The organism is Sphingomonas molluscorum (genome assembly GCF_039522995.1).
GTDB lineage: Bacteria > Pseudomonadota > Alphaproteobacteria > Sphingomonadales > Sphingomonadaceae > Sphingomonas > Sphingomonas molluscorum.
Genome location: NZ_BAAAEL010000010.1, coordinates 82311 through 101557 on the forward strand (window position 1 = coordinate 82311; position 19247 = coordinate 101557).

19 protein-coding genes and 1 tRNA gene are annotated in these 19247 nt (G+C 68.8%); 12 read left to right on the forward strand and 8 right to left on the reverse strand.

The features are described 5' to 3' along the window. The first annotated feature begins 53 nt into the window (after nt 1–53). Entirely contained in the window at nt 54–1337 is a 1284-nt protein-coding gene (locus tag ABDZ92_RS10865) for a dicarboxylate/amino acid:cation symporter (RefSeq protein WP_125959480.1), read from the forward strand. A gap of 153 nt (nt 1338–1490) precedes the next feature. Here the strand turns inward: ABDZ92_RS10865 and gor are convergent, their stop codons facing one another. Continuing rightward, on the reverse strand, nt 1491–2840 hold the full coding sequence (gene gor, locus ABDZ92_RS10870) for a glutathione-disulfide reductase (RefSeq protein ID WP_125959479.1): 1350 nt from the start codon (nt 2838–2840) through the stop codon (nt 1491–1493). A 111-nt stretch (nt 2841–2951) separates the two neighbouring features. Then, complete coding sequence (gene pgi, locus ABDZ92_RS10875) at nt 2952–4451, reverse strand: glucose-6-phosphate isomerase (protein WP_125959478.1); 1500 nt, start codon at nt 4449–4451, stop codon at nt 2952–2954. A 114-nt stretch (nt 4452–4565) separates the two neighbouring features. Here pgi and lepB point away from each other — a divergent pair, with 114 nt between their 5' ends. From lepB to era, 3 genes are all read left to right on the forward strand, one after another. Continuing rightward, complete coding sequence (lepB, locus tag ABDZ92_RS10880) at nt 4566–5372, forward strand: signal peptidase I (protein ID WP_125959477.1); 807 nt, start codon at nt 4566–4568, stop codon at nt 5370–5372. Further along, on the forward strand, nt 5369–6040 hold the full coding sequence (gene rnc, locus ABDZ92_RS10885; RefSeq protein ID WP_425336664.1) for a ribonuclease III: 672 nt from the start codon (nt 5369–5371) through the stop codon (nt 6038–6040). Before lepB ends, rnc begins: the two co-directional genes overlap by 4 nt. A gap of 237 nt (nt 6041–6277) precedes the next feature. Continuing rightward, nucleotides 6278–7180, forward strand: a complete 903-nt coding sequence (gene era / locus ABDZ92_RS10890; protein WP_125959476.1) for a GTPase Era — start codon at nt 6278–6280, stop codon at nt 7178–7180. A 3-nt stretch (nt 7181–7183) separates the two neighbouring features. Here era and ABDZ92_RS10895 read toward each other — a convergent pair whose 3' ends face one another. Then, complete coding sequence (locus tag ABDZ92_RS10895) at nt 7184–7888, reverse strand: NAD-dependent deacylase (RefSeq protein WP_125959475.1); 705 nt, start codon at nt 7886–7888, stop codon at nt 7184–7186. 123 nt (nt 7889–8011) lie between these two features. Between ABDZ92_RS10895 and ABDZ92_RS10900 the strand changes: the two genes are divergently transcribed. The 3 genes from ABDZ92_RS10900 to nth all read left to right on the forward strand — a co-directional run bounded on the left by ABDZ92_RS10900 (nt 8012) and on the right by nth (nt 9859). Continuing rightward, a complete protein-coding gene (locus tag ABDZ92_RS10900) occupies nt 8012–8338 on the forward strand; it encodes a hypothetical protein (RefSeq protein ID WP_239433888.1) in 327 nt (108 codons plus the stop codon). A 130-nt stretch (nt 8339–8468) separates the two neighbouring features. After that, complete coding sequence (gene dapB / locus ABDZ92_RS10905) at nt 8469–9197, forward strand: 4-hydroxy-tetrahydrodipicolinate reductase (protein ID WP_125959474.1); 729 nt, start codon at nt 8469–8471, stop codon at nt 9195–9197. Next, nucleotides 9194–9859, forward strand: a complete 666-nt coding sequence (gene nth / locus ABDZ92_RS10910; protein ID WP_125959473.1) for an endonuclease III — start codon at nt 9194–9196, stop codon at nt 9857–9859. Before dapB ends, nth begins: the two co-directional genes overlap by 4 nt. Before the next feature lie 63 nt (nt 9860–9922). Here nth and ABDZ92_RS10915 read toward each other — a convergent pair whose 3' ends face one another. The 3 genes from ABDZ92_RS10915 to ABDZ92_RS10925 form a co-directional block, all read right to left on the reverse strand. Beyond that, nucleotides 9923–10795: a MipA/OmpV family protein gene (locus ABDZ92_RS10915; protein ID WP_241211739.1), complete on the reverse strand. Its 873-nt coding sequence runs from the start codon at nt 10793–10795 to the stop codon at nt 9923–9925. A gap of 70 nt (nt 10796–10865) precedes the next feature. Next, nucleotides 10866–11258: a DUF2141 domain-containing protein gene (locus tag ABDZ92_RS10920; protein ID WP_241211738.1), complete on the reverse strand. Its 393-nt coding sequence runs from the start codon at nt 11256–11258 to the stop codon at nt 10866–10868. Further along, nucleotides 11221–12045 (reverse strand): sterol desaturase family protein, encoded by an 825-nt coding sequence (locus ABDZ92_RS10925; protein WP_125959471.1) that lies wholly within the window; start codon nt 12043–12045, stop codon nt 11221–11223. The genes ABDZ92_RS10920 and ABDZ92_RS10925 overlap by 38 nt, the downstream gene beginning before the upstream one ends. Nucleotides 12046–12128: 83 nt before the next feature. On the opposite strand from ABDZ92_RS10925, the gene crtY reads away from it, so the two are divergent. Genes crtY through ABDZ92_RS10945 form a run of 4 tightly spaced genes read left to right on the forward strand, consistent with a single transcriptional unit; the run spans nt 12129 to nt 16372 of the window. Further along, nucleotides 12129–13310 carry a lycopene beta-cyclase CrtY gene (gene crtY, locus ABDZ92_RS10930; protein ID WP_125959470.1) on the forward strand — a complete coding sequence of 394 codons (1182 nt, stop codon included), beginning with the start codon at nt 12129–12131 and terminating at the stop codon, nt 13308–13310. After that, the gene (locus ABDZ92_RS10935; RefSeq protein WP_125959469.1) at nt 13307–14785 is read left to right on the forward strand and encodes a phytoene desaturase; all 1479 of its coding nucleotides are present in this window, start codon (nt 13307–13309) and stop codon (nt 14783–14785) included. The genes crtY and ABDZ92_RS10935 overlap by 4 nt, the downstream gene beginning before the upstream one ends. 35 nt (nt 14786–14820) lie before the next feature. Continuing rightward, complete coding sequence (locus ABDZ92_RS10940; RefSeq protein ID WP_125959468.1) at nt 14821–15402, forward strand: LOG family protein; 582 nt, start codon at nt 14821–14823, stop codon at nt 15400–15402. A gap of 4 nt (nt 15403–15406) precedes the next feature. Further along, a complete protein-coding gene (locus ABDZ92_RS10945; RefSeq protein ID WP_206432132.1) occupies nt 15407–16372 on the forward strand; it encodes a phytoene/squalene synthase family protein in 966 nt (321 codons plus the stop codon). Nucleotides 16373–16684: 312 nt separating this feature from the next. Here ABDZ92_RS10945 and ABDZ92_RS10950 read toward each other — a convergent pair. Continuing rightward, nucleotides 16685–16771: transfer RNA gene (locus tag ABDZ92_RS10950), tRNA-Leu, on the reverse strand. Nucleotides 16772–16979: 208 nt separating this feature from the next. Between ABDZ92_RS10950 and ABDZ92_RS10955 the strand changes: the two genes are divergently transcribed. Beyond that, the gene (locus ABDZ92_RS10955) at nt 16980–18383 is read left to right on the forward strand and encodes an MATE family efflux transporter (protein ID WP_272695174.1); all 1404 of its coding nucleotides are present in this window, start codon (nt 16980–16982) and stop codon (nt 18381–18383) included. Here the strand turns inward: ABDZ92_RS10955 and ABDZ92_RS10960 are convergent. Next, nucleotides 18380–19183: an MJ0042-type zinc finger domain-containing protein gene (locus ABDZ92_RS10960; protein ID WP_125959467.1), complete on the reverse strand. Its 804-nt coding sequence runs from the start codon at nt 19181–19183 to the stop codon at nt 18380–18382. The genes ABDZ92_RS10955 and ABDZ92_RS10960 overlap by 4 nt on opposite strands. Nucleotides 19184–19247: the final 64 nt, after the last annotated feature.

The window sequence follows — 19247 nt, forward strand, 5'->3', positions numbered from 1 at the left end:
GTTGTGCCGCTCGTGATCGGCGTGGATAGCGCGCGTTTTGACGAAGGGCGAGCATGTCGCAAGCGGCGCGTATTCTGACCGGACTGGTGGCGGGGCTGGCGCTGGGGGTGATGCTCGCCGCCCAGGCGCCCGGCACCGCGGTCGCGGGCATCGCCTGGGCGGAGCCGATCGGCACCGCCTGGCTCAATGCGCTGCGCATGACGATCGTCCCGCTGGTGGTCGCGCTGCTGGTGACCGGCGTCGCCCAGACCGCGGAGGCCGCGCGCGCCGGCCGGATCGCGACCCGATCGATCCTGTTGTTCGTCGTGATCCTCTGGACCTCCTCGGCATTGGGCGCCGGCGTCACCCTGGGGCTGCTCGACTGGTTCCCGCTGTCGGACACGGCAGCCGGCGCCCTGCGCGGGACCTTCGGCCAGGCGGGCCCCACGGCGGAGGTTCCGCCCTTCACCCAGTTCCTGGTCGCGATCGTGCCGACCAACCCGATCGCGGCCGCGGCGAACGACCAGTTCCTGCCCCTGATCCTGTTCACTCTGGTGTTCGCCTTTGCGCTCACCCGGCTTTCGGGCGATTCCCGCCAGCTGCTGGTGCGGCTGTTCCAGGGGTTGGCCGACACGATGCTGATCGTGATCCGGTGGGTGCTGTGGCTGGGGCCGGTCGGCGTGTTCGCGCTCGGCTATGTGGTGGGCGCGCGGGCGGGGACTGCGGCGTTCGGTGCGCTGGTGCACTATGTGCTGATCGTGATGGCGGTCGGCATGGTGGTGTGGCTGCTCGCCTATCCGCTGGCGATGTTCGGCGGACGCGTGTCCCTCGGCCGCTTCCTGCGCGCGACCGCGCCGGCCCAGGCGGTGGCGATCAGCACCCAGTCTTCGCTCGCCTCGCTGCCGGCGATGCTGCGCGGGTCCGAGGAGGCGGGGGTGCCCGTCGCCACCTCCGGCGTGGTGCTGCCGATGGCGGTGGCGCTGTTCCGCGCGACCGGGCCAGCGATGAACGTCGCGGTCGCGGTCTATGTCGCCCATGTATTCGGCGTGCACCTGGGCGCCGGGCAGATCGCCGCCGGCATCGCCGCGGGTGCGATCACGACCATGGGTGCGGCGAGCCTCCCCGGGCAGATCAGCTTCGTCTCGTCGATCGCGCCGATCGGCATCGCGATGGGCGTGCCCGTCGAGCCGCTCGCGCTGCTGGTGGCGGTCGAGACCTTCCCCGACCTGGTCCGCACGCTCGGCAACGTGACCATGAACCTGGCGGTGACCAGCGTGATCTCCGAGCGGGTCGCGGGCGGTGCTGCGCGGTCCGGGGCGGACGCGCTGCTCGCGGGGGATGAGGTGCCGGCTCGGTAGAGCACGGACCCGCTCATCCTTCCCGTGCTCCCGCGAAAGCGGGAGCCCAGGGTTTCTAAATGCTCGCCTGCGTTGCTCTGCCTGGCCCTGGATTCCCGCCTGCGCGGGAATACGGCATCGCGCGTTCGTTCGAGGCAGAGTTCCTGGTCTGCCTCAGCGCATCAGCACCAGTTCCTCCGCCATGCTCGGGTGGAGCGCGACCGTCTGGTCGAAGTCGTCCTTGGTGAGGCCCGCCTTCACCGCGATCGCGGCGGCCTGCAGGATCTCGGGCGAGTCCGGGCCGATCATGTGCAGCCCCACGACCCGGCCGGTCTCGCTCTCGCAGATCATCTTGTAGAGCGCGCGCTCGTTGCGGCCGGCGAGCACGTTCTTCATCGGGCGGAAGTCGGACTGGTAGACCTTCACCGAGCCGAGCTTGTTCTTGGCCTGCGCCTCCGTCATGCCGACGCCGGCCATCGGCGGGTGGCTGAACACCGCGGCGGGGATGTTCTCGTAATCGACGCGGTGCGGCTTGCCGCCGAACACCGTGTCGGCGAACGCCTGTCCCTCGCGGATCGCCACAGGCGTCAGCTGCACCCGGTTGGTGACGTCGCCCACCGCATAGATGCTGTCGCAGCTCGACTTGCTGTCCGCGTCGACCTTGATCGCGCCCTTGTCGTCCAGCTCGACTCCGGCCGCCTCAAGCCCGAGCCCTTCGGTGTTGGGAACGCGGCCGGTGGCGAACAGCACGCAATCGACGGTGATCGGCTCGTGGTTCGACATGGTGACGGTGAGGCAGCCGTCCTCCCCCTTCTCGATGCCTTCGAACTCGGCATGGAAGCGGAAGTCGATGCCCTTGAGCATCGAGATCTGGAGCAGCCGGTCGCGGATGGATTCGTCATAGCCGCGCAGGATCACGTCGCTGCGGTTGATGAGCGTGACCTTGCTGCCGAACTCGTTGAAGATCCCGGCGAACTCATTGGCGATATAGCCCGCGCCCGCGATCAGGATGCGCTTGGGCACCGCGTCGAGGTGAAACGCCTCGTTGGAGGTGATGCCATGCTCATGGCCGTGGCACACGGGGATCGCCGGGCGCGCGCCGACCGCCACCAGGATCTTGCCCGCCGTGATCGTGCGGCCGGAGGCCAGCGTCACCGAATGGGGGCCGGAGACGGTGGCGCGCTCGCCGATGATCTCGACGCCATGGTTGGTGAGGGTGGCGGTATAGGCTTTGTTGATCCGATCGACCTCACTCAGCACATTGTCGCGAAGCCGCGGCCAGCTGAACGCGCACGGCTCCGGCACGTCCCAGCCGAACTGCTTGGCATCGCGCAGGTCCTCGGCGAAGTGCGCGCCATAGACGAGCAGCTTCTTGGGCACGCAGCCACGGATCACGCAGGTGCCGCCGACGCGATATTCCTCGGCGATCGCCACCTTGGCCCCATGCGCTGCGGAGACGCGGGCGGCGCGCACGCCACCGGAGCCGGCGCCGATGACGAAGAGGTCGTAGTCGAAGTCTGCCATGATGCTCGCCTGCAGGAAGGGGCGCGGGACGGCGCGAAGGAACTGCCTCTATAACGCGGAACCGGCGTGAGGGTGGCGCAATGCCTTCCTCACGCCGATCGCATCCGTCGATCAGTCGGCGAGACCGGCGCGCCGCAGCAGGTCCGTCGTGGACGCGTCGAACGCCTGGCCGCCCTTGTCCGCTGCCTTGGCCATTTCCTTGCCGAGCTCGACGCCGAACTGGTCGAACGGGTTGATGCCCAGCAGCGCCGCGCTGACGAAGGTGCGGTGCTCGTAGAAGGCGATCAGCGCGCCGAGCGTGCGGGCGTCCACCCGGTCGAGCAGCAGCGTCGACGACGGCCGGTCGCCCGGATAGGCGCGCGCCTGATCCTCGTTGTCGCGGCCGGCCATCAGCGCCGCGCCCTGGGCCAGCGCATTCAGCAGCAGCTGGCGGTGGTGGGCTTCGCTCAGCACATCGCCCGGCTCGATCGCGGCGATGAACTCGACCGGCACCAGGTGGGTGCCCTGGTGGAGCAGCTGGAATACCGCATGTTGCGCGTCGGTACCGACGCCGCCCCAGGTGATCGGTGCGGTCGGGCGGGTGACGGGCGTGCCGTCGGCGGTCACGCGTTTGCCGTTCGACTCCATCTCCAGTTGCTGGAGATAGGAGGGAAGCAGCCGCAGCCGCTCGTCATAGGCGAAGGTGGCGCGGGTCTCGGCGTGGCGGACCTGGGTGTAGTAGAGGTCGGCAAAGGCCGCGAGCACCGGCGCGTTGCGCAGCGGCTCGGCGAGGCGGAAGTGGCGGTCCATCTCGGCCGCGCCCTCCAGCAGTTCCTCGAACACGTCCCAGCCAAGGCCGATCGCGGCCGGGAAGCCGATCGACGACCACAGTGAATAGCGGCCGCCGACGCTTTCCGAGAACGGAAGCACGCGGGTCTCGTCGACGCCCCATGCGATCGCCTGCTCGGGGTTCGCCGTCAGCGCGATCACCTTGCCATAAGGGTCCGCGACGCCATTCTCGGTCATCCAGCCGATCGCGCTCTCTGCATTGAGCATCGTCTCGGTGGTGGTGAAGGTCTTGGACGCGATCACCAGCAGGGTCGCATCGGGATCGAAGTCCTCGATCGCTTCCTCCAGCGCGAGGCCATCGACGTTGGAGACGATCGCCACGTCGTAGCGGTCCGAATCGCGGCCGAGCGCGTCCATCAGCAGGTCCGGGCCGAGCGCCGAGCCGCCGATGCCGATGTGCAGCACGTGCCGGATCGGGCCCAGTGCGTCGGCCTCGATCGCGTCGATCAGCGCGCGCATGCGGGCGTGGAAGCCGCGCGCCTGGGCGACGCTTTCCGGATGGCCTTCGCCGCGCTGGGCCGCATGCTCGGCGGCGCGGCCCTCGGTCACGTTGACCGGCTCGCCCGCGAACAGCGCGTCCCGGCGCGCGGCGAGGCCGGCGGCATCGGCCAGCTGCGCGAACGCCTGGAGCCCGGCTGCGTCGAGGTGCGTCTTGGACCAGTCGAAATGAATACCGGCGACGTCGAGCGTCAGCGCCTCTAGCCGGTCCGGCTCGGCTGCGAACAACTCGGTCAGGCGCTTGGGCGCCAGTGCCTCCACGGCCTGCCAGGCGGTGTCCGTCATGCGTTTTCTCCTTCAAGCCGTACTTGTCGCGCGACCTAGCGCGGCACAGGCCGCTCCGCTACTCCCCAACAGCCTGGGTTGACGTGGGCAGGAGTCCCCCGCACAGCAGGCGTCATGGCCAGCAAACCCGCCGCCCGTCGCCAGCGCTCCGAACTGCGCGAGACGGTGCTGTTTTTCGTGAAGCTCGCGATCTTCGTGTTCGTGATCCGCAGCTTCTTCTTCTCGCCCTTCAACATCCCGTCGGGCTCGATGCTCCCGCGGCTGCTGGTCGGCGACTATCTGTTCATCACCAAGTGGAACTACGGCTATTCGCGCCACAGCCTGCCGTGGAGCCTGCCGCTGATCCCCGGCCGCGTGTTCGCAAGCACGCCCGAGCGGGGCGACGTGGTGGTGTTCAAGGCACCGCCGACCGCCGAGGACAATTGGGTCAAGCGCGTGATCGGCCTGCCCGGTGATCGCGTGCAGATGCAGCGCGGCCAGCTGTTCCTGAACGGAAAGCCGATCCCGAAGCAGCGCATCGCCGACTTCGTGCTGCCGGTGTCGCCGAACTTCGGCTGCCAGTTCGAGTTCCAGGACGAGGATGCGGCCGGCAAGCCGATCTGCCGCTATCCCCAGTTCGAGGAGACGCTCCCCAACGGCAAGCGCTATCGCGTGCTCGACCAGGCGGAGACGCCCGCCGACGACACCGGCGTCTACACGGTGCCCGCGGGACATGTCTTCCTGATGGGCGACAACCGTGACGACAGCGCCGACAGCCGCTTCCCGGCGATGCCCAACCAGGGCATCGGCTTCGTGCCGATGGAGAATCTGGAGGGCAAGGCGGTGGTCAACTTCTGGTCGACCGACGGCAGCGCGCAGTGGCTGCTGCCCTGGACCTGGGTCAGCGCCGCGCGCTTCGATCGGATCGGGGAAGGCTTCTGAGCACGCCCCCGCTCGCCCCCTGGATCGCCGCCACCTTTGGCCGCGACGACCTGCCGCTGCCGCTGTTCGAGCGGGCGGTGACGCATGGCAGCCATGCCGGCGAAAGCTACGAACGACTGGAGTTCCTGGGCGATCGCGTGCTCGGCCTGCTCATGGCGGAGTGGCTGTTCGAGCGTTTCCCGGACGAGCCCGAGGGCAAGCTGTCGCGGCGGATCAACGCGTTGGTGACGGGTGCCGTGTGCGCCGAACTGGCGCGCGAACTGGGCGCGGTGCCGCACCTACGGCTCGGCAAGCAGGCGCGCGACGACGGCGCGACCCAGAGCGACAATGTGCTGGGCGACGTGATGGAGGCGCTGATCGGCGCCTTCTACCTGGAGGCGGGGCTGGAGGCGACGCGCGGCTTCGTGCGCCGGATCTGGGCCGATCGCATCGAAACGCAGGTGCGCGCGCCCAAGCACCCCAAGTCCGCGCTCCAGGAATGGGCCGCCGCAAACGACCGGCGCCCGCCCGAATATACGGTGGTCGATCGCTCCGGGCCCGGCCACGCGCCGCGGTTCACCGTCAAGGTGTCGATCGGCAAGCTCGCCGAGGCATCCGCGCAGGGCACGTCCAAGCAGGAGGCGGAAACCGCCGCCGCCAAGGCGCTATTGCGCCAGCTGGAGCGGTAGGTGGGGCGATCCTGGCGGCAGACCATCTCTTACGTCCCTTCCGTTTGGTTCGAGTAGCCGTCGAGCTTGTCGAGACGGCGTATCGAGAACCGTTGCGGCTCTCTCGATACGGGCTCTCGACAAGCTCGATCCCTACTCGAGACAAACGGGGTACGCTGATCCCGCACTCGCCACCTGCGCGTTGACCGGCGTATGCCAAACCCGCATTCTCTCCTTTCTCTTTCGTCAGGCTTGCATATGAACCCCTCCACCCAACGCTGTGGCCTCGTTGCCGTGGTCGGCGCCCCCAACGCGGGCAAGTCGACGCTCGTCAACGCGATGGTCGGCCAGAAGGTCGCGATCACCAGCGCCAAGGCACAGACCACGCGCACCCGCCTGATGGGCATCGCCATTGAGGGCGACACGCAGTTGCTGCTGGTCGACACGCCCGGCATCTTCGACCCGCGCCGCCGGCTCGACCGCGCGATGGTGGCGGCCGCCTGGGAAGGTGCCGAAGGTGCCGACGCCATCGCCTTCGTGGTGGATGCCAAGGGGGGCCTCGGCCCCAAGGTGACGGACATCGCCGAGCGGCTCGCCCACCGTCGCGAGCCCAAGCTGCTGATCCTCAACAAGGTCGACATTGCCGACAAACCGCGCCTGCTGACGCATGCTGCGCGCCTGAACGAACAGATGGGTTTCGACGAGACCTTTTTCGTGAGCGCCCAGACCGGCGACGGCGTGCCGGAGCTCAAGGCTGCGCTTGCGGCGCGCATGCCGGAAGGGCCGTGGCACTTCCCGGAGGACCAGGTCTCCGACGCGACCGACCGGATGCTGGCGGCGGAGATGACCCGCGAGCAGATCTACCACCAGCTCCATGCCGAGCTGCCCTATGCGATCGCGGTCGACACCGAGCTCTACAAGGAGCGCGAGGATGGGTCGGTCGAGATCCACCAGCAGATCCTGGTCGGGCGCGAGAGCCAGCGTGCGATCGTGCTGGGCAAGGGCGGGTCCCGCATCAAGGAAATCGGCGCCAAGGCGCGAGCCGAGCTCCAGACGCTGATGGGCGTGCGCGTCCACCTCTACCTGCACGTCAAGGTCAAGCCCGACTGGGAGGAGGATCGCACCCTCTACCGCGACATCGGCCTCGACTGGGTGGAGTGAGGCTCAGCGTCCGGCGAGCACTTCCTCGACCCACTCCGGCACCAACCGGGTTGCGGGGCCGAGGCGGCTTTCTTCGAACCAGTGGCTGCCGGCCGAGGGTTCGAGGTTGAGTTCCAGGGTGGCGGCACCGAAGTGCGCGGCCATCTGGACGAAGCCGGCGGCGGGATAGACTGCGCCCGAAGTGCCGATGGAGACGAACAGGTCGGCTTCGGCGAGCGCCGCCTCGATGCGATCCATGTCGTAGGGCATCTCGCCGAAGAAGACGATGTCCGGGCGCAGCGCCGGCGCGCCGCATGCTGGGCAGAGGGAGGCAGGCGGCAGCGCGCCCTCGTGCGGCATGCGGGTGCCGCACGCCGCGCACAGGGCGGAGCGCAGCGCGCCGTGCATGTGTAGCAGCCGCCGGGTGCCCGCGCGCTCGTGCAGGTCGTCGACGTTCTGGGTGACGATCAGCAGCTCGCCCGGCCATGCGGCATCCAGGCGCGCTAGGGCCTGGTGCGCGGGGTTGGGCTCCACGGTGTCGAGCGCCTCCCGCCGCGCATCATAGAAGCGGTGCACCAGTGCCGGATCCTGCGCCAGCGCCTCGGGCGTGCACACGTCCTCGACGCGATGCCCCTCCCACAGGCCGCCGGGGCCGCGGAAGGTCGCCAAGCCGCTTTCGGCGGAAAGGCCGGCGCCGGTGAGGACGACGATGTTGCGGATGGCGTGCATGGGGAGAATCTAGCCCCGGGACGGGACAGCCGCCAATCCACAAACACGCTTGAAGCGGTGGCGGCGTACGACTAGCTGCGTGCCGCAATGCAACAAATGCTCGAACTAGCCCGTTCCACCCCCGTGAGTGACGCCCAAGAAGACCGCGCGAGCATCAGCGACATCCTGCGTTTCGCAATGATGCAGCGCATCTGTGTGTCGGTGGTGTACAACAACATGGACATGCTGCTGGCCCCCCACATGCTGTGGACCAAGCATGGCGACCTGCACGTCGATGCGGTCACCGTGGAGCGTGCCGGCGGCGCCCCGAAGGTGGCGAAGCTCGGCACGTTCAAGCTCGCCGGGCTGAACGGCGTCGCGCTGACCTCGCGCCTGTTCACGCCGTTCCCCGAGTTCAATCCCCAAGATCCGAAATACGCCGAGGCACCGGTCGCGCACGTCGCCGCCTGATCCGTTTCGCTGTCGCTTCCGCTTGTCGGGGGCGGCGGCTTTCTGCCATGAGCCGCGGACCGGTCGTCGAGGCGGGGAGCCGGTGCTCCCGACGCGCGTTGGGCCGCCGGGCACGGCAAGGCGGAGCATCATGGCAAGCATCGGCATCTATGGGCGGCTGGGCCGCATGGGACAGGCCATCGCCGCCGTCATCCCGGAGCTGGGTGCGACGCTGGCCGGTGGCGCCGATGCCGGCGAGAATCCGGAGGGCATCGCGCGCAGGGCCGAAGTCCTGGTCGACTTCTCCGCAGCCGTTGCCGTCGATGCCCATATCGCCGCCGCCCGCGCTACGGCGACCCCGATCCTGATCGGCACCACCGGCCTGTCGCGCGCGCAACATGCGCTGATCGACCAGGCTGCCGAGGAGATCCCGATCCTGCAGACCGGCAACACGTCGCTCGGCGTGGCCCTGCTGTCGCGCCTGGTGCGGGAGGCGGCCGAGCGGCTCGGCCCCGACTGGGACATCGAGATCGTCGAGATGCACCATCGCATGAAGGTGGATGCCCCGTCGGGTACGGCGCTGATGCTGGGCGAGGCCGCGGCCGAGGGCATGGGCGTCGAGCTGTCGGACGTGGCCGTCGTCGGCCGCGCCGGGCTGGTCGGCGCACGGGCGCAGGGCACGATCGGGTTCGCGGCGCTGCGCGGCGGGCGCGTGGTGGGCGACCACCAGGTGATCTTCGCGGGCGAAGGCGAGCGGATCGAGCTGGGCCATCGCGCCGACGACCGCGCGATCTTTGCGCGTGGCGCGGTGAAGGCGGCACAGTGGCTCGTCCAGCAGGCGCCCGGGCGCTACAGCATGGATGCGGTGCTGGGCCTTTGAAGCGGGCCGACGTTTTCGAATTCTACCGGCGGCTGGCCGAAGCCAATCCGCACCCCGAGACCGAACTCGAATCGGTCAACGACTTCACCCTGCTGGTGGCGGTCGTGCTCTCGGCGCAGGCGACCGATGCCGGCGTCAACAAGGCGACGCGCCGGCTGTTCGCCGAGGTCGACACGCCGGAGAAGATGGTGGCGCTCGGCGAGGCGGGGCTGAAGGAGCACATCAAGACCATCGGCCTGTTCAACACCAAGGCCAAGAACGTGATCGCGCTGTCTGAGGCGCTGATCGCCGAGCATGGCGGGAAGGTGCCGGCGAGCCGCGAGGCGCTGGAAAAGCTGCCCGGCGTGGGGCGCAAGACCGCCAATGTGGTGATGAACGTCGCGTTCGGGGCGGAGACGTTCGCCGTCGACACCCACATCTTCCGGGTCGGCAACCGCACGGGCCTGGCCAAGGGCAAGACGCCGCTGGCGGTGGAACTGGTGCTCGACCGGGTGACGCCGCAGCCGTTCCGGCTGCACGCGCACCACTGGCTGATCCTGCACGGTCGTTATGTGTGCAAGGCGCGGACCCCGGAATGCTGGCGCTGCCCGGTGGTCGATCTGTGCGCCTACAAGCCCAAGACACCGCCGCCCGCGGCCCGCAAGGGCGCCGCTGGCGTCTGAACTGCCGAGCCCCACACGGCTGCCGGCCCTTGCGGACCGGCAGCCGGGGCTCTCCCAAGCGCGTTAGAAGCTGTAGGCGAGGCCCACCGAGCCCAGCCACTGATCGCGGTCGCCCGCGATGCTGGTCACGGGGCTTTCGGCGAAGTCGTTGAGCATGCGGCGATAGACGACGCCGCCGAACGCCTGCAGGCCGTTGCGCAGGTTGCCGGTCAGCGACACGGCGCCGGCCCCGCCCAGCGTCCAGTTCTTCCAGCCGCCGCGCGCGTTGTAGACGGGCAGGCCGCTATCCTCGCTCTGCTGCGGATTGATGCCGAAGTAGCTCTGGGCGTACCCCTTCTCCGCGCGCTCGGCCGCGACGAAGACGCTCACGACGGACTTGGTGCTGAGCGGCGTCATGTAGGTGACGGTCGGCGTGAAGATGCCGGCGGAGTGCGCCCCGGTCACGCCCTTGCGATAGCTGACGGAGGCGGAGAGACGGTCGAACTCGCTGGTGAAGACGCCGGTCTGGCCGATGCCGAGATAGCCACCGACTTCGAGCGCGGTCTTGCGCTTGCCCAGCGCCTTAATGCGCTCGTCGTCGATGCTCTTGGTGCTGCTCCGGTTGAAGTTCAGCGCGGCGACGGGGCCTGCCTGGAAATCGAGGCCGGGGCCGAAGTTGTCGGCAATCAGGTCGACGCTCAGCCGGTTGCCCGCGAGCAGGAAGTTGAAGCCCGAAACTCGGCCGATGCCGATCGGGACCGGCGTAAAGCTGTAGTCGTCGGAACCCTCATAGTCCGTCAGGATGGCGCCGCCCAACCCGAGCACGGCATAGTCGCTGCCGTCATCGTTGTTGTGGATGGTGGTGGAATCACCGTCCTGCGCCAGTGCAGGAGTGGTGCCGAGGGCAGAAAGCGAAAGCACCAGCGCGGCAGAGGCGGTGCGGAAGATCGTAGTCAAGGACAGGTGCCTTTATGGAATGTTGCTGGAGCGTAACGCCGCGCAACACCCTTGGCTCCCGCGGTTCCGCTCAAAACAGATAACGGATCTTTACCTGTTGCCGATCGGCATCACCTGACAGCGCGAACTGCGCGGCGGCGAAGCGCGGCGGTCCGAAGCCGAGGCCCGGATTGTTGGAAAAGCCGAAGCCCTCGCGCGGGATACCGGCAAAGGTGTCGAGCTTGCCGTTGCCGTTCTCGTCGTGGATCACCGAGAGCGCATAGGTGCCCGGCACAAGCCCTTGCACGCGGATCACATGCTCGCTGGCCGGGACGGAGCGGGTGATGGCATGCGCGTCCTTGGCACAGCCGGGGAAGCTTTTCGGGTCCGCGGTCACGCACAGCCGGATCATGCCCTTCGAAGAGCGCAACTGGTTGAGGGTGACTTCAAGCTCGCTGGTCGGCGTGGCTCCCGTCAGCAGCACCAGTGCCGCTGCGCCCCAGCTGAACCGTATCGCTGTTGCGCACGCCTGCTTGATCATTCCTGTTCTTTCCAAAGCTGCCGAGTCCGTCATCGGTGCCGCACAGGCGGTCCCAGAAGCGGAAATAGAGGCCGAAATTACAGCCATAGCGCTGGTGGTGGCGCTGATGGTGGCTGGCCGTGATGAGCCAGCCGCCGAGCGGCCCGGCCCAGACCGCGCGCGGGAAAATCTCCCACCCCATGTGGTTGGTGACGCCCATCACCGTCATCACCGTCAGCACCACGCCGAGCGCCCCGACATGGATCGGGATCAGGAACACCAGCAGCGGGATGACGAAGGCGCCGGTCAGCGCCTCGATCGGGTGGAACGCCATCGCCGCCCAGGCCGTCGGTGGCCGGCTGGCGTGGTGGACCGCATGCGCCACCCGGAACACGCGCGGGTGGTGCATCCAGCGGTGGCTCCAATAGAACCAGGTATCGTGCAGAAAGAGATAGAGCAGCACCGACAGCGGCAGCCACCACAAGGGCCGGTCGTGCACGTCAGTGTAGATCCGGGTCCAGCCGCGGTTCTGCCAGCCCCAGGCGACGACGCCGGCCGGGATGCCATAGATGGCGGCGGAGATCAGGCTCCAGCGGATCTCCTTCACGATCTGCCGGTCGAGTCCCTGGTAGAGCCCCGGCTGGCGCAGCCGCGTCGCGAACGCGAAGCCGCCGGACGCGAGCAGATAGCGCACGCCCACGATCGCGGTCATCGCAAGCGCGGACAGCAGGATGGCGAGGGCGACGGACATGGGCGGGCTTTAGCGGTTCCGTCGGCCCGGCGCCATGGCGCGCTGCCCTTTCGCCGCTCGGCAAGCTCCGCTAGGCGAGGGGCATGCCAACCCATCATCACTGCGACCTGGCGATCCTGGGCGGGGGACTCGCCGGAGGGCTGATTGCGCTGGCGCTCGCCGAGCGCCGGCCGGAGCTGTCGCTGCGGCTGGTGGAGGCGGGCGAGCGGTTCGGCGGCAATCATCTCTGGTCCTTCTTCGACCGCGATGTCGCGGCGGCCGACCGCTGGATCATCGAGCCGGTCGTGGGCCATCGCTGGCAGGGCTACGATGTCGCCTTTCCGGGCCACCGCCGCACGCTCGACGCCACCTACAACAGCGTGGAATCGGAGCAGTTGGATGCGGTGCTGCGCGCGACCCTGCCCGACGACGCGCTGCTCACCGGCCGGCGCGTGGTGGAGGTGGGTGCGACCGGCGTGGTGCTGGACGATGGCACCCGGATCGAGGCCAAGGGCGTGATCGACTGCCGCGGCCCCGGCGACCTGTCGCGCCTCCAATGCGGATGGCAGAAGTTCGTCGGGCAGGAGCTGGTGCTGGAACAGCCGCACGGGCGCACCCGGCCGACCGTGATGGACGCGCGCGTCGAACAGCTCGACGGCTACCGCTTCGTCTATTGCCTGCCGCTCGGCCCCGACCGGATGTTCATCGAGGACACCTATTACAGCGAGGGTCCCGAGATCGATGCGGCGGTGCTGCGGCAGCGCATCCGCGCCTATGCCGAGGCGCAGGGCTGGCGCATCGCCGAGATGGCGCGGGAGGAGCGGGGCGTGCTGCCGGTCGCGTTCGGGGGCGACTTTGACGCCTATTGGAACTCCACCCCGCCGCTCGCGAAGGCCGGCATGCGATCCGGGCTGTTCCACCCGCTGACCGGCTATTCGCTGCCCGATGCGGTGCGGACGGCGGCGGCGATCGCAGGGGCGCGCGATCTGTCCGCCGCGGGCCTCGCCGAGTTGACGCAGGGCCTTGCGCGCACGACATGGCGTGCGCGGGGATTCTACCGCATGCTTACCGCCATGTTGTTCAGGGCAGCGAAGCCTGAGGCGCGCTATCGCGTGCTGGAGCGATTCTATCGGCTGGACGCGGGACTGATCGGGCGCTTCTATGCCGGACGGTCGAGCTGGGCCGACAAGGTGCGTGTGCTCGCCGGCAAGCCGCCGGTCCCGGTGGCACGCGCGATACGGGCGATTTGGGACATGCAGGCTGGCGGCCGGGAGAAACGGACTTGAGAACGGCAACGGTGATCGGCGCAGGATTCGGCGGCTTGGCGCTCGCCATTCGCCTGCAATCGGCCGGGGTCGAGACGACGCTGATCGAGGGCCGCGAAAAGGCCGGCGGCCGGGCCTATGTGTTCGAGCGCGACGGCTTCACCTTCGACGCAGGCCCCACGGTGATCACCGATCCCGACTGCCTGCGCGAGCTGTGGCAGCTGTCGGGGCACGAGATGGCCTGGGACGTCACGCTGGAACCGGTGACGCCCTTCTATCGGCTCAACTGGGCGGACGGCACCAACTTCGACTATTCCAACGATGACGTGTCGCTGCGTTCCGAGATCGCCAAGCTCGATCCGCAGGACGTCGACGGCTACGCGCGCTTCCTGGAATACGCCAAGGGCGTGTACGAGGAGGGCTATGTAAAGCTCGGCTCCAAGGCATTCCTCGACTTCCGCTCGATGCTGAAGGCGGCGCCGGCACTGGCGAAGTACCAGGCGTGGCGTTCGGTCTATGCGATGGTCTCGACCTTCGTGAAGAACGAGAAGCTGCGCCAGGCGCTGAGCTTCCACACGCTGCTGGTGGGCGGCAATCCGAGCACCACCAGCGCCATCTATGCACTGATCCACAAGCTGGAGCGCGACGGCGGCGTCTGGTTCGCCAAGGGCGGTACCAACCAGCTGGTGTCGGGCATGGTCGCGCTGTTCGAGCGGCTGGGCGGCACGCTGATCCTGGGCGATCCGGTGACCGAGATCGAGACGCTGGGCGACCATGCCACCGGCGTGGTGACCCGCAGCGGCAAGCGCATCGCGTCGGACGCGGTGGCGAGCAACGCCGACCTGATGCACAGCTACAAGGACCTGCTGCGCAACTCCCGCAGCGCGCGCCGGACGACGGCGCGGCTGGAGAAGAAGCGCTTCTCGCCTTCGCTGTTCCTGGTGCATTTCGGGATCAAGGGCACGTGGCCGGGCATCCCGCACCACATGATCCTGTTCGGCCCGCGCTATCAGGGGCTGCTGTCCGACATCTATGACCACGGCGTGCTGTCGGAGGATTTCTCGCTCTACCTGCACCACCCGACCGTCACCGATCCGAGCCTGGCGCCCGAGGGGCATTCGACCTTCTATGCGCTGGCGCCGGTGCCGCACATGGGCAAGCTGCCGATCGACTGGGACACCATCGGCCCCATGTACGAGAAGCGAATCCTGGACGAGGTCGGCCGCCGGCTGATCCCGGACATCCACGACCGGATCGTCACCAAGTTCAGCTATGCGCCGCCCGATTTCGCGAGGGACCTCAATGCGCATCTGGGCTCGGCCTTCTCGCTGGAGCCGATCCTGACGCAGAGCGCCTTCTTCCGCGCGCATAACCGCGACGACCATATTCCCAACCTCTATTTCGTGGGGGCGGGCACGCATCCCGGCGCCGGCATTCCGGGTGTGGTGGGAAGTGCGAAGGCGACCGCCTCGTTAATGCTGGAACGCGGCCGCTGACCCGCGGCTGCGTCGATATTCCAAGGACAAAGTACGTGAAGCGACTGGCCATTTACTGCGGTTCGGCGACCCCGTCGGACCCCGTCTACATCGACAATGCGCGCTTCGTCGGCCGCACGCTGGCGGAACGCGGCATCGGCGTCGTCTATGGCGGTGGCCGCCTCGGCCTGATGGGTGCGGTTGCCGACGGCGCGCTGGAGGCTGGCGGCGAGGTGATCGGCGTGATCCCGACCGCGCTCGTCAATGCCGAGGTCGCGCATCGCGGCTGCACCGAGCTCCACGTCGTCGAGACGATGCACCAGCGCAAGCAGGCGTTCACCGACCTGTCGGCCGGCTTCGTCACCATTCCCGGGGGCACCGGCACCATGGACGAGCTGTGGGAGGCGATGAGCTGGGCGCAGCTCGGCTATCACACCAAGCCGGTCGGGCTGCTCAACGTCGCGGGCTATTACGACGGGCTGATCGCGTTCGTGGACAAGATGGCCGAGGTCGGCTTCCTGCGGCCGATGCACCGCGACATCCTGCTGATCGACGACCAGCTCGATTCGCTGCTCGACCGCATGGCCGGGCACAAGGTCGCGCGGCCGATCTTTTCGATGTCGAGCAGCGAGCTCTAGCTTCATGACCGCCGCGGTGCATGCCGATCGCCCGAGCCGCGATGCGATCGTCGCGACCGCGCGGGAGACGATCGCGGCGGGGTCGAAGAGCTTCGCCGCGGCGAGCCGGCTGTTCGACCGGCGGACGCGGGAACGTGCGTGGCTGCTCTATGCCTGGGCGCGGGCGTGCGACGACCTGGCCGACGGGCAGGAACTCGGTCATGGCATGACGGCGGTTGCGGATGCTCCCGAGCGGCTGGCGGAGATCACGGCCAAGACGGACATGGCGCTGGCCGGCGAATGGGTCGGCGATCCAGCGTTCGACGCGCTGCGGATCGTTGCCGCCGAGGCACGGCTGCCGCACGCGCTGGTGCACGACGTGATCGCGGGCTTTGGGCTCGATGCCGAGGAGTGGCGCCCGCGCAGCGAGGACGACCTCTACCGCTATTGCTACCATGTCGCCGGCGCCATCGGCTGCCTGATGGCGGTGGTGATGGGGGTCGATCCGGCCGACCAGGACACGCTCGACCGTTCGTGCGACCTCGGCATCGCGTTCCAGTTGTCCAACATCGCGCGCGACCTGGCGGAGGATGCGGCTGCGGGGCGCTGCTACCTGCCGGTCGCGTGGCTGGTCGAGATCGACGCGCCACCGGGCGAGCATATGAAGCCGCACCTTCGGCCGCGGATTGCAATGCTGGCGCGGCGGCTGGCGGACCAGGCCGAGCGGTATGAGGCAAGTGCGCGCGAAGGCACGCCGGCGCTGCCGTTTCGCGCCGCCTGGGCGGTGCTGGCGGCGGCCGACATCTATGGCGGGATCGGGCGCGCCGTCAGGGCACGCGGCGAGCATGCCTGGGATCACCGCGTAACCACCTCCAAGCCGCAGAAGATCGCCGCGATCGCGCGCGCCTTTGCAGCCGCGCAGGGACGGGCGAAGCGCTATCCGCGCACGCCGCGCGATCCGGAGCTGTGGACGCGGCCTCGGCACGGGTGAACCGCCCCGTGCTCCTGCGCAGGCAGGAGCCCAGAGTCGCAGGAGGTGTCGTTTGTGGCCCTGGGCTCCTGCCTCCGCAGGAGCACGCGTTAGGCGACGAACTGGCGCTCCCCTCCTGTGCGCAGGCCGGCCTCATTGGTGCCTGAAGGCCAAGACGGGACCGTCATGCCGGAACGTTGGCATCCAGACGCGCTACATTCCGGCTACGATGTAACGGCAACGCCGTTCGACCTCCGCTAGGAGGGCAATGATTGTCTTTGGGGAGGTAACCGCCTCCGGTTCCCGGCCTGAGCCTGAGAACCGGAGCAGTTGTGGTGCGGTCGAGAAGACTCGAACTTCCACGGCCTTTCGGCCACAACGACCTCAACGTTGCGCGTCTACCAGTTCCGCCACGACCGCACATGAACACCGTGGGGAGAACCCCCGGCTGGTAGGCGAGCGCCCCTAGCAGTCGATTCGGCGGCATGCAACCGACTTCGCGATTTTCCTGCGGCGGATGGTGCGCCGGAGCCCTTTTTTGACGCGTACCGGCGGGATGCCGGCCGTTCCGCTTTGCCGAACCCGCCGCTAGGGCTTTGTCCGTCGCCTCTTGCCGTCGAGTATCTCCGTGTCCCCGATCCCCGCTGCCGCTCTTGATGCTCCCTCGCCGCGATCCGAGGTCCGCCGACTGCTGGCGCTGGCCTGGCCGGTAATGCTCACCAGCCTCAACTGGACGCTGCTCCACGTGACGGACGTGGTCGTCGTCGGTCTGGCGGGCACGGACGAGGTCGCGGCCCTGGGGGCGAGCCGGTCGCTGACCTTCGTCGGCATCGTCGTCGTGCTCGGCTGGCTGTCGGGCGTGCTGGTGTTCGCCGCCCGCGCAGACGGTGCCCGCGACCTGGCGGCGACCGGCCGTGTGCTGCACGAGGGGCTGGTGGCGGCGCTGCTGCTCGGCCTCACGAGCGGCGGCGTGCTGCTCGCCTTTGCGGAGCCCTTGTTGCGCCTGCTCGGGGTTTCGCCCGATCTTGCGCCGGCAGCTGCCGCGGTGGTGCGCGCCATGGCCTTTGCCTATCCCTTCCAGCTGCTCACCATCGCGGCGAGCTTTTTCCTGGAGGGTATCAGCCGTCCGCGGCTGGTGACGGCGGTGAACCTGGGTGTGCTGCCGATCAACGCGCTGCTCGCCTGGGCACTGGTTGGTGGGCATCTGGGGCTGCCGGCACTGGGCGCGGTCGGCGCGGCGGCGGCCACCGCGATCGCATCGGCGATCGGGGCGATCGTCCTGCTCGCGTGCGTGCTACGGCTGCCGGACAGAGCGGTGCGCCACGTAGGCCGCTGGCGCGGGGAGGCGGCACCGCGCTGGTCGGGCGTGCGCGCTCTGCTGGGCTTCGGCCTCGTGCCGGCGATCGCCTCCGGGCTGGAGCTGGTCGGCTTCGCGGTGCTGATCGGCCTTTCGACCCAACTCGGCACCGAGACGGCGCACGCCTTCCAGATCGTGTTCTCGATCCACAATGTCACTTTTGCCGTGGCGCTGGGGCTGGGCTCGGCTGCAGGCGTGCGCGCCGGCAATGGCGTGGGAGAGGGCGTGCCGCACCGCGCGATCCAGCGGGGCGTGGTCGCTGCCGTCCTGGCCGCGGGCGCGACCGGGTTGCTCGCGCTGGTGCTGCTCTTGTCCGCGGGCTGGATCACCGGCCTGTTCCCCGCGACTGCCGACGTGCACCTGCTGGCGGGCGCCATGCTGCTGCGCTGGGCGCCGTTCATCCTGTTCGACGGGGTGCAGGTGGTGCTGGTCTATACGCTGCGGGCGCTGGGCGATCAGGTGATGGCGGGCGCCAACAGCATTCTCGCCTTCTTCGTGGTGACCGGCGGCGCGGGCTGGCTGCTGGTCGGGGCGGGCGTCGGCCCGCTGGCGCTCGCCTGGGCATCGGGCCTCGGCATGCTGGTGGCGGCGCTGCTCCATGGCGCACGGCTGGCACAGCTCGCGCGCCGGATGGGCAAGGCTTCCGGGCCAGCGCCGCCCGGCGGCATCGCCTAGAGACCGTTCACGAAGCTCAGTTCGAGCATCTTGGAGTTCGCCGGCACGTCGAGCTTTGCCGAGTTGAACAGGATGGTGCCGCTGGGGCCCAGCTCCCGCTGCGACGGCGTGATCGTCCAGCTGTAGACGACGCGCTCCTGCTGGTCCTTCAGGTCGACGCGGATGTCGGGCACGCGCTGACGCTCGCCGGTGGGGTTCACGACCTTGCCGGAAATGGCGAACAGCTCGTTGCCGCTCGACAGGTTGCGGCGCTCGATCTGCTTGTCGGCGAACAGCAGCGGCGTTTCGATCTTGCCGATCGGCAGGCCGACCTTGGCAGCGATGCCGGGCGTGCCGAGATAGAGGATGGCGGCGATGCCGATGAGCATCGCGACGCTCGCGGCGACGGCGGCGGCGGTCCAGCGGCGGAACGGGTTGCGGCGCGGGCGGAACGGCGGGCGCGGCGCAAAGGCGTCGTAGCGGCGCGGCTCACCGCGCTCGGCGCGCTCGCCTTCCGGATCCACATAGCGGTGCGAAGGCTGGACGGCGGCGGGCGACGTCGCTTGCGCAGCCGGCGGTGCGGGCGGGGGTGGCGCTGCCGGTGTCGGCGCGGCAACCGGCTCGGCCACCGGGGGAGACGCTGCCGCGGCCGGTGCGGGCTCCTGCGCGGGAAGTGCCTCCGCCGCGCCCAAGTCCAGCAGCGGTGGCCGCTGGAGCCAGCTGTGCTTGCAGCTTGCGCAGCGGACGGTGCGTCCGTCGGGCCCGATCGCATGGTCGGGCACCACATAGCGCATGTGGCATTGGGTGCACTCGAGGATCATCGACGCGGCAATTCCGATCTGGGCATAGCGATCCTAAGCATGCGGAAACCCGTGCTGGCAAGGG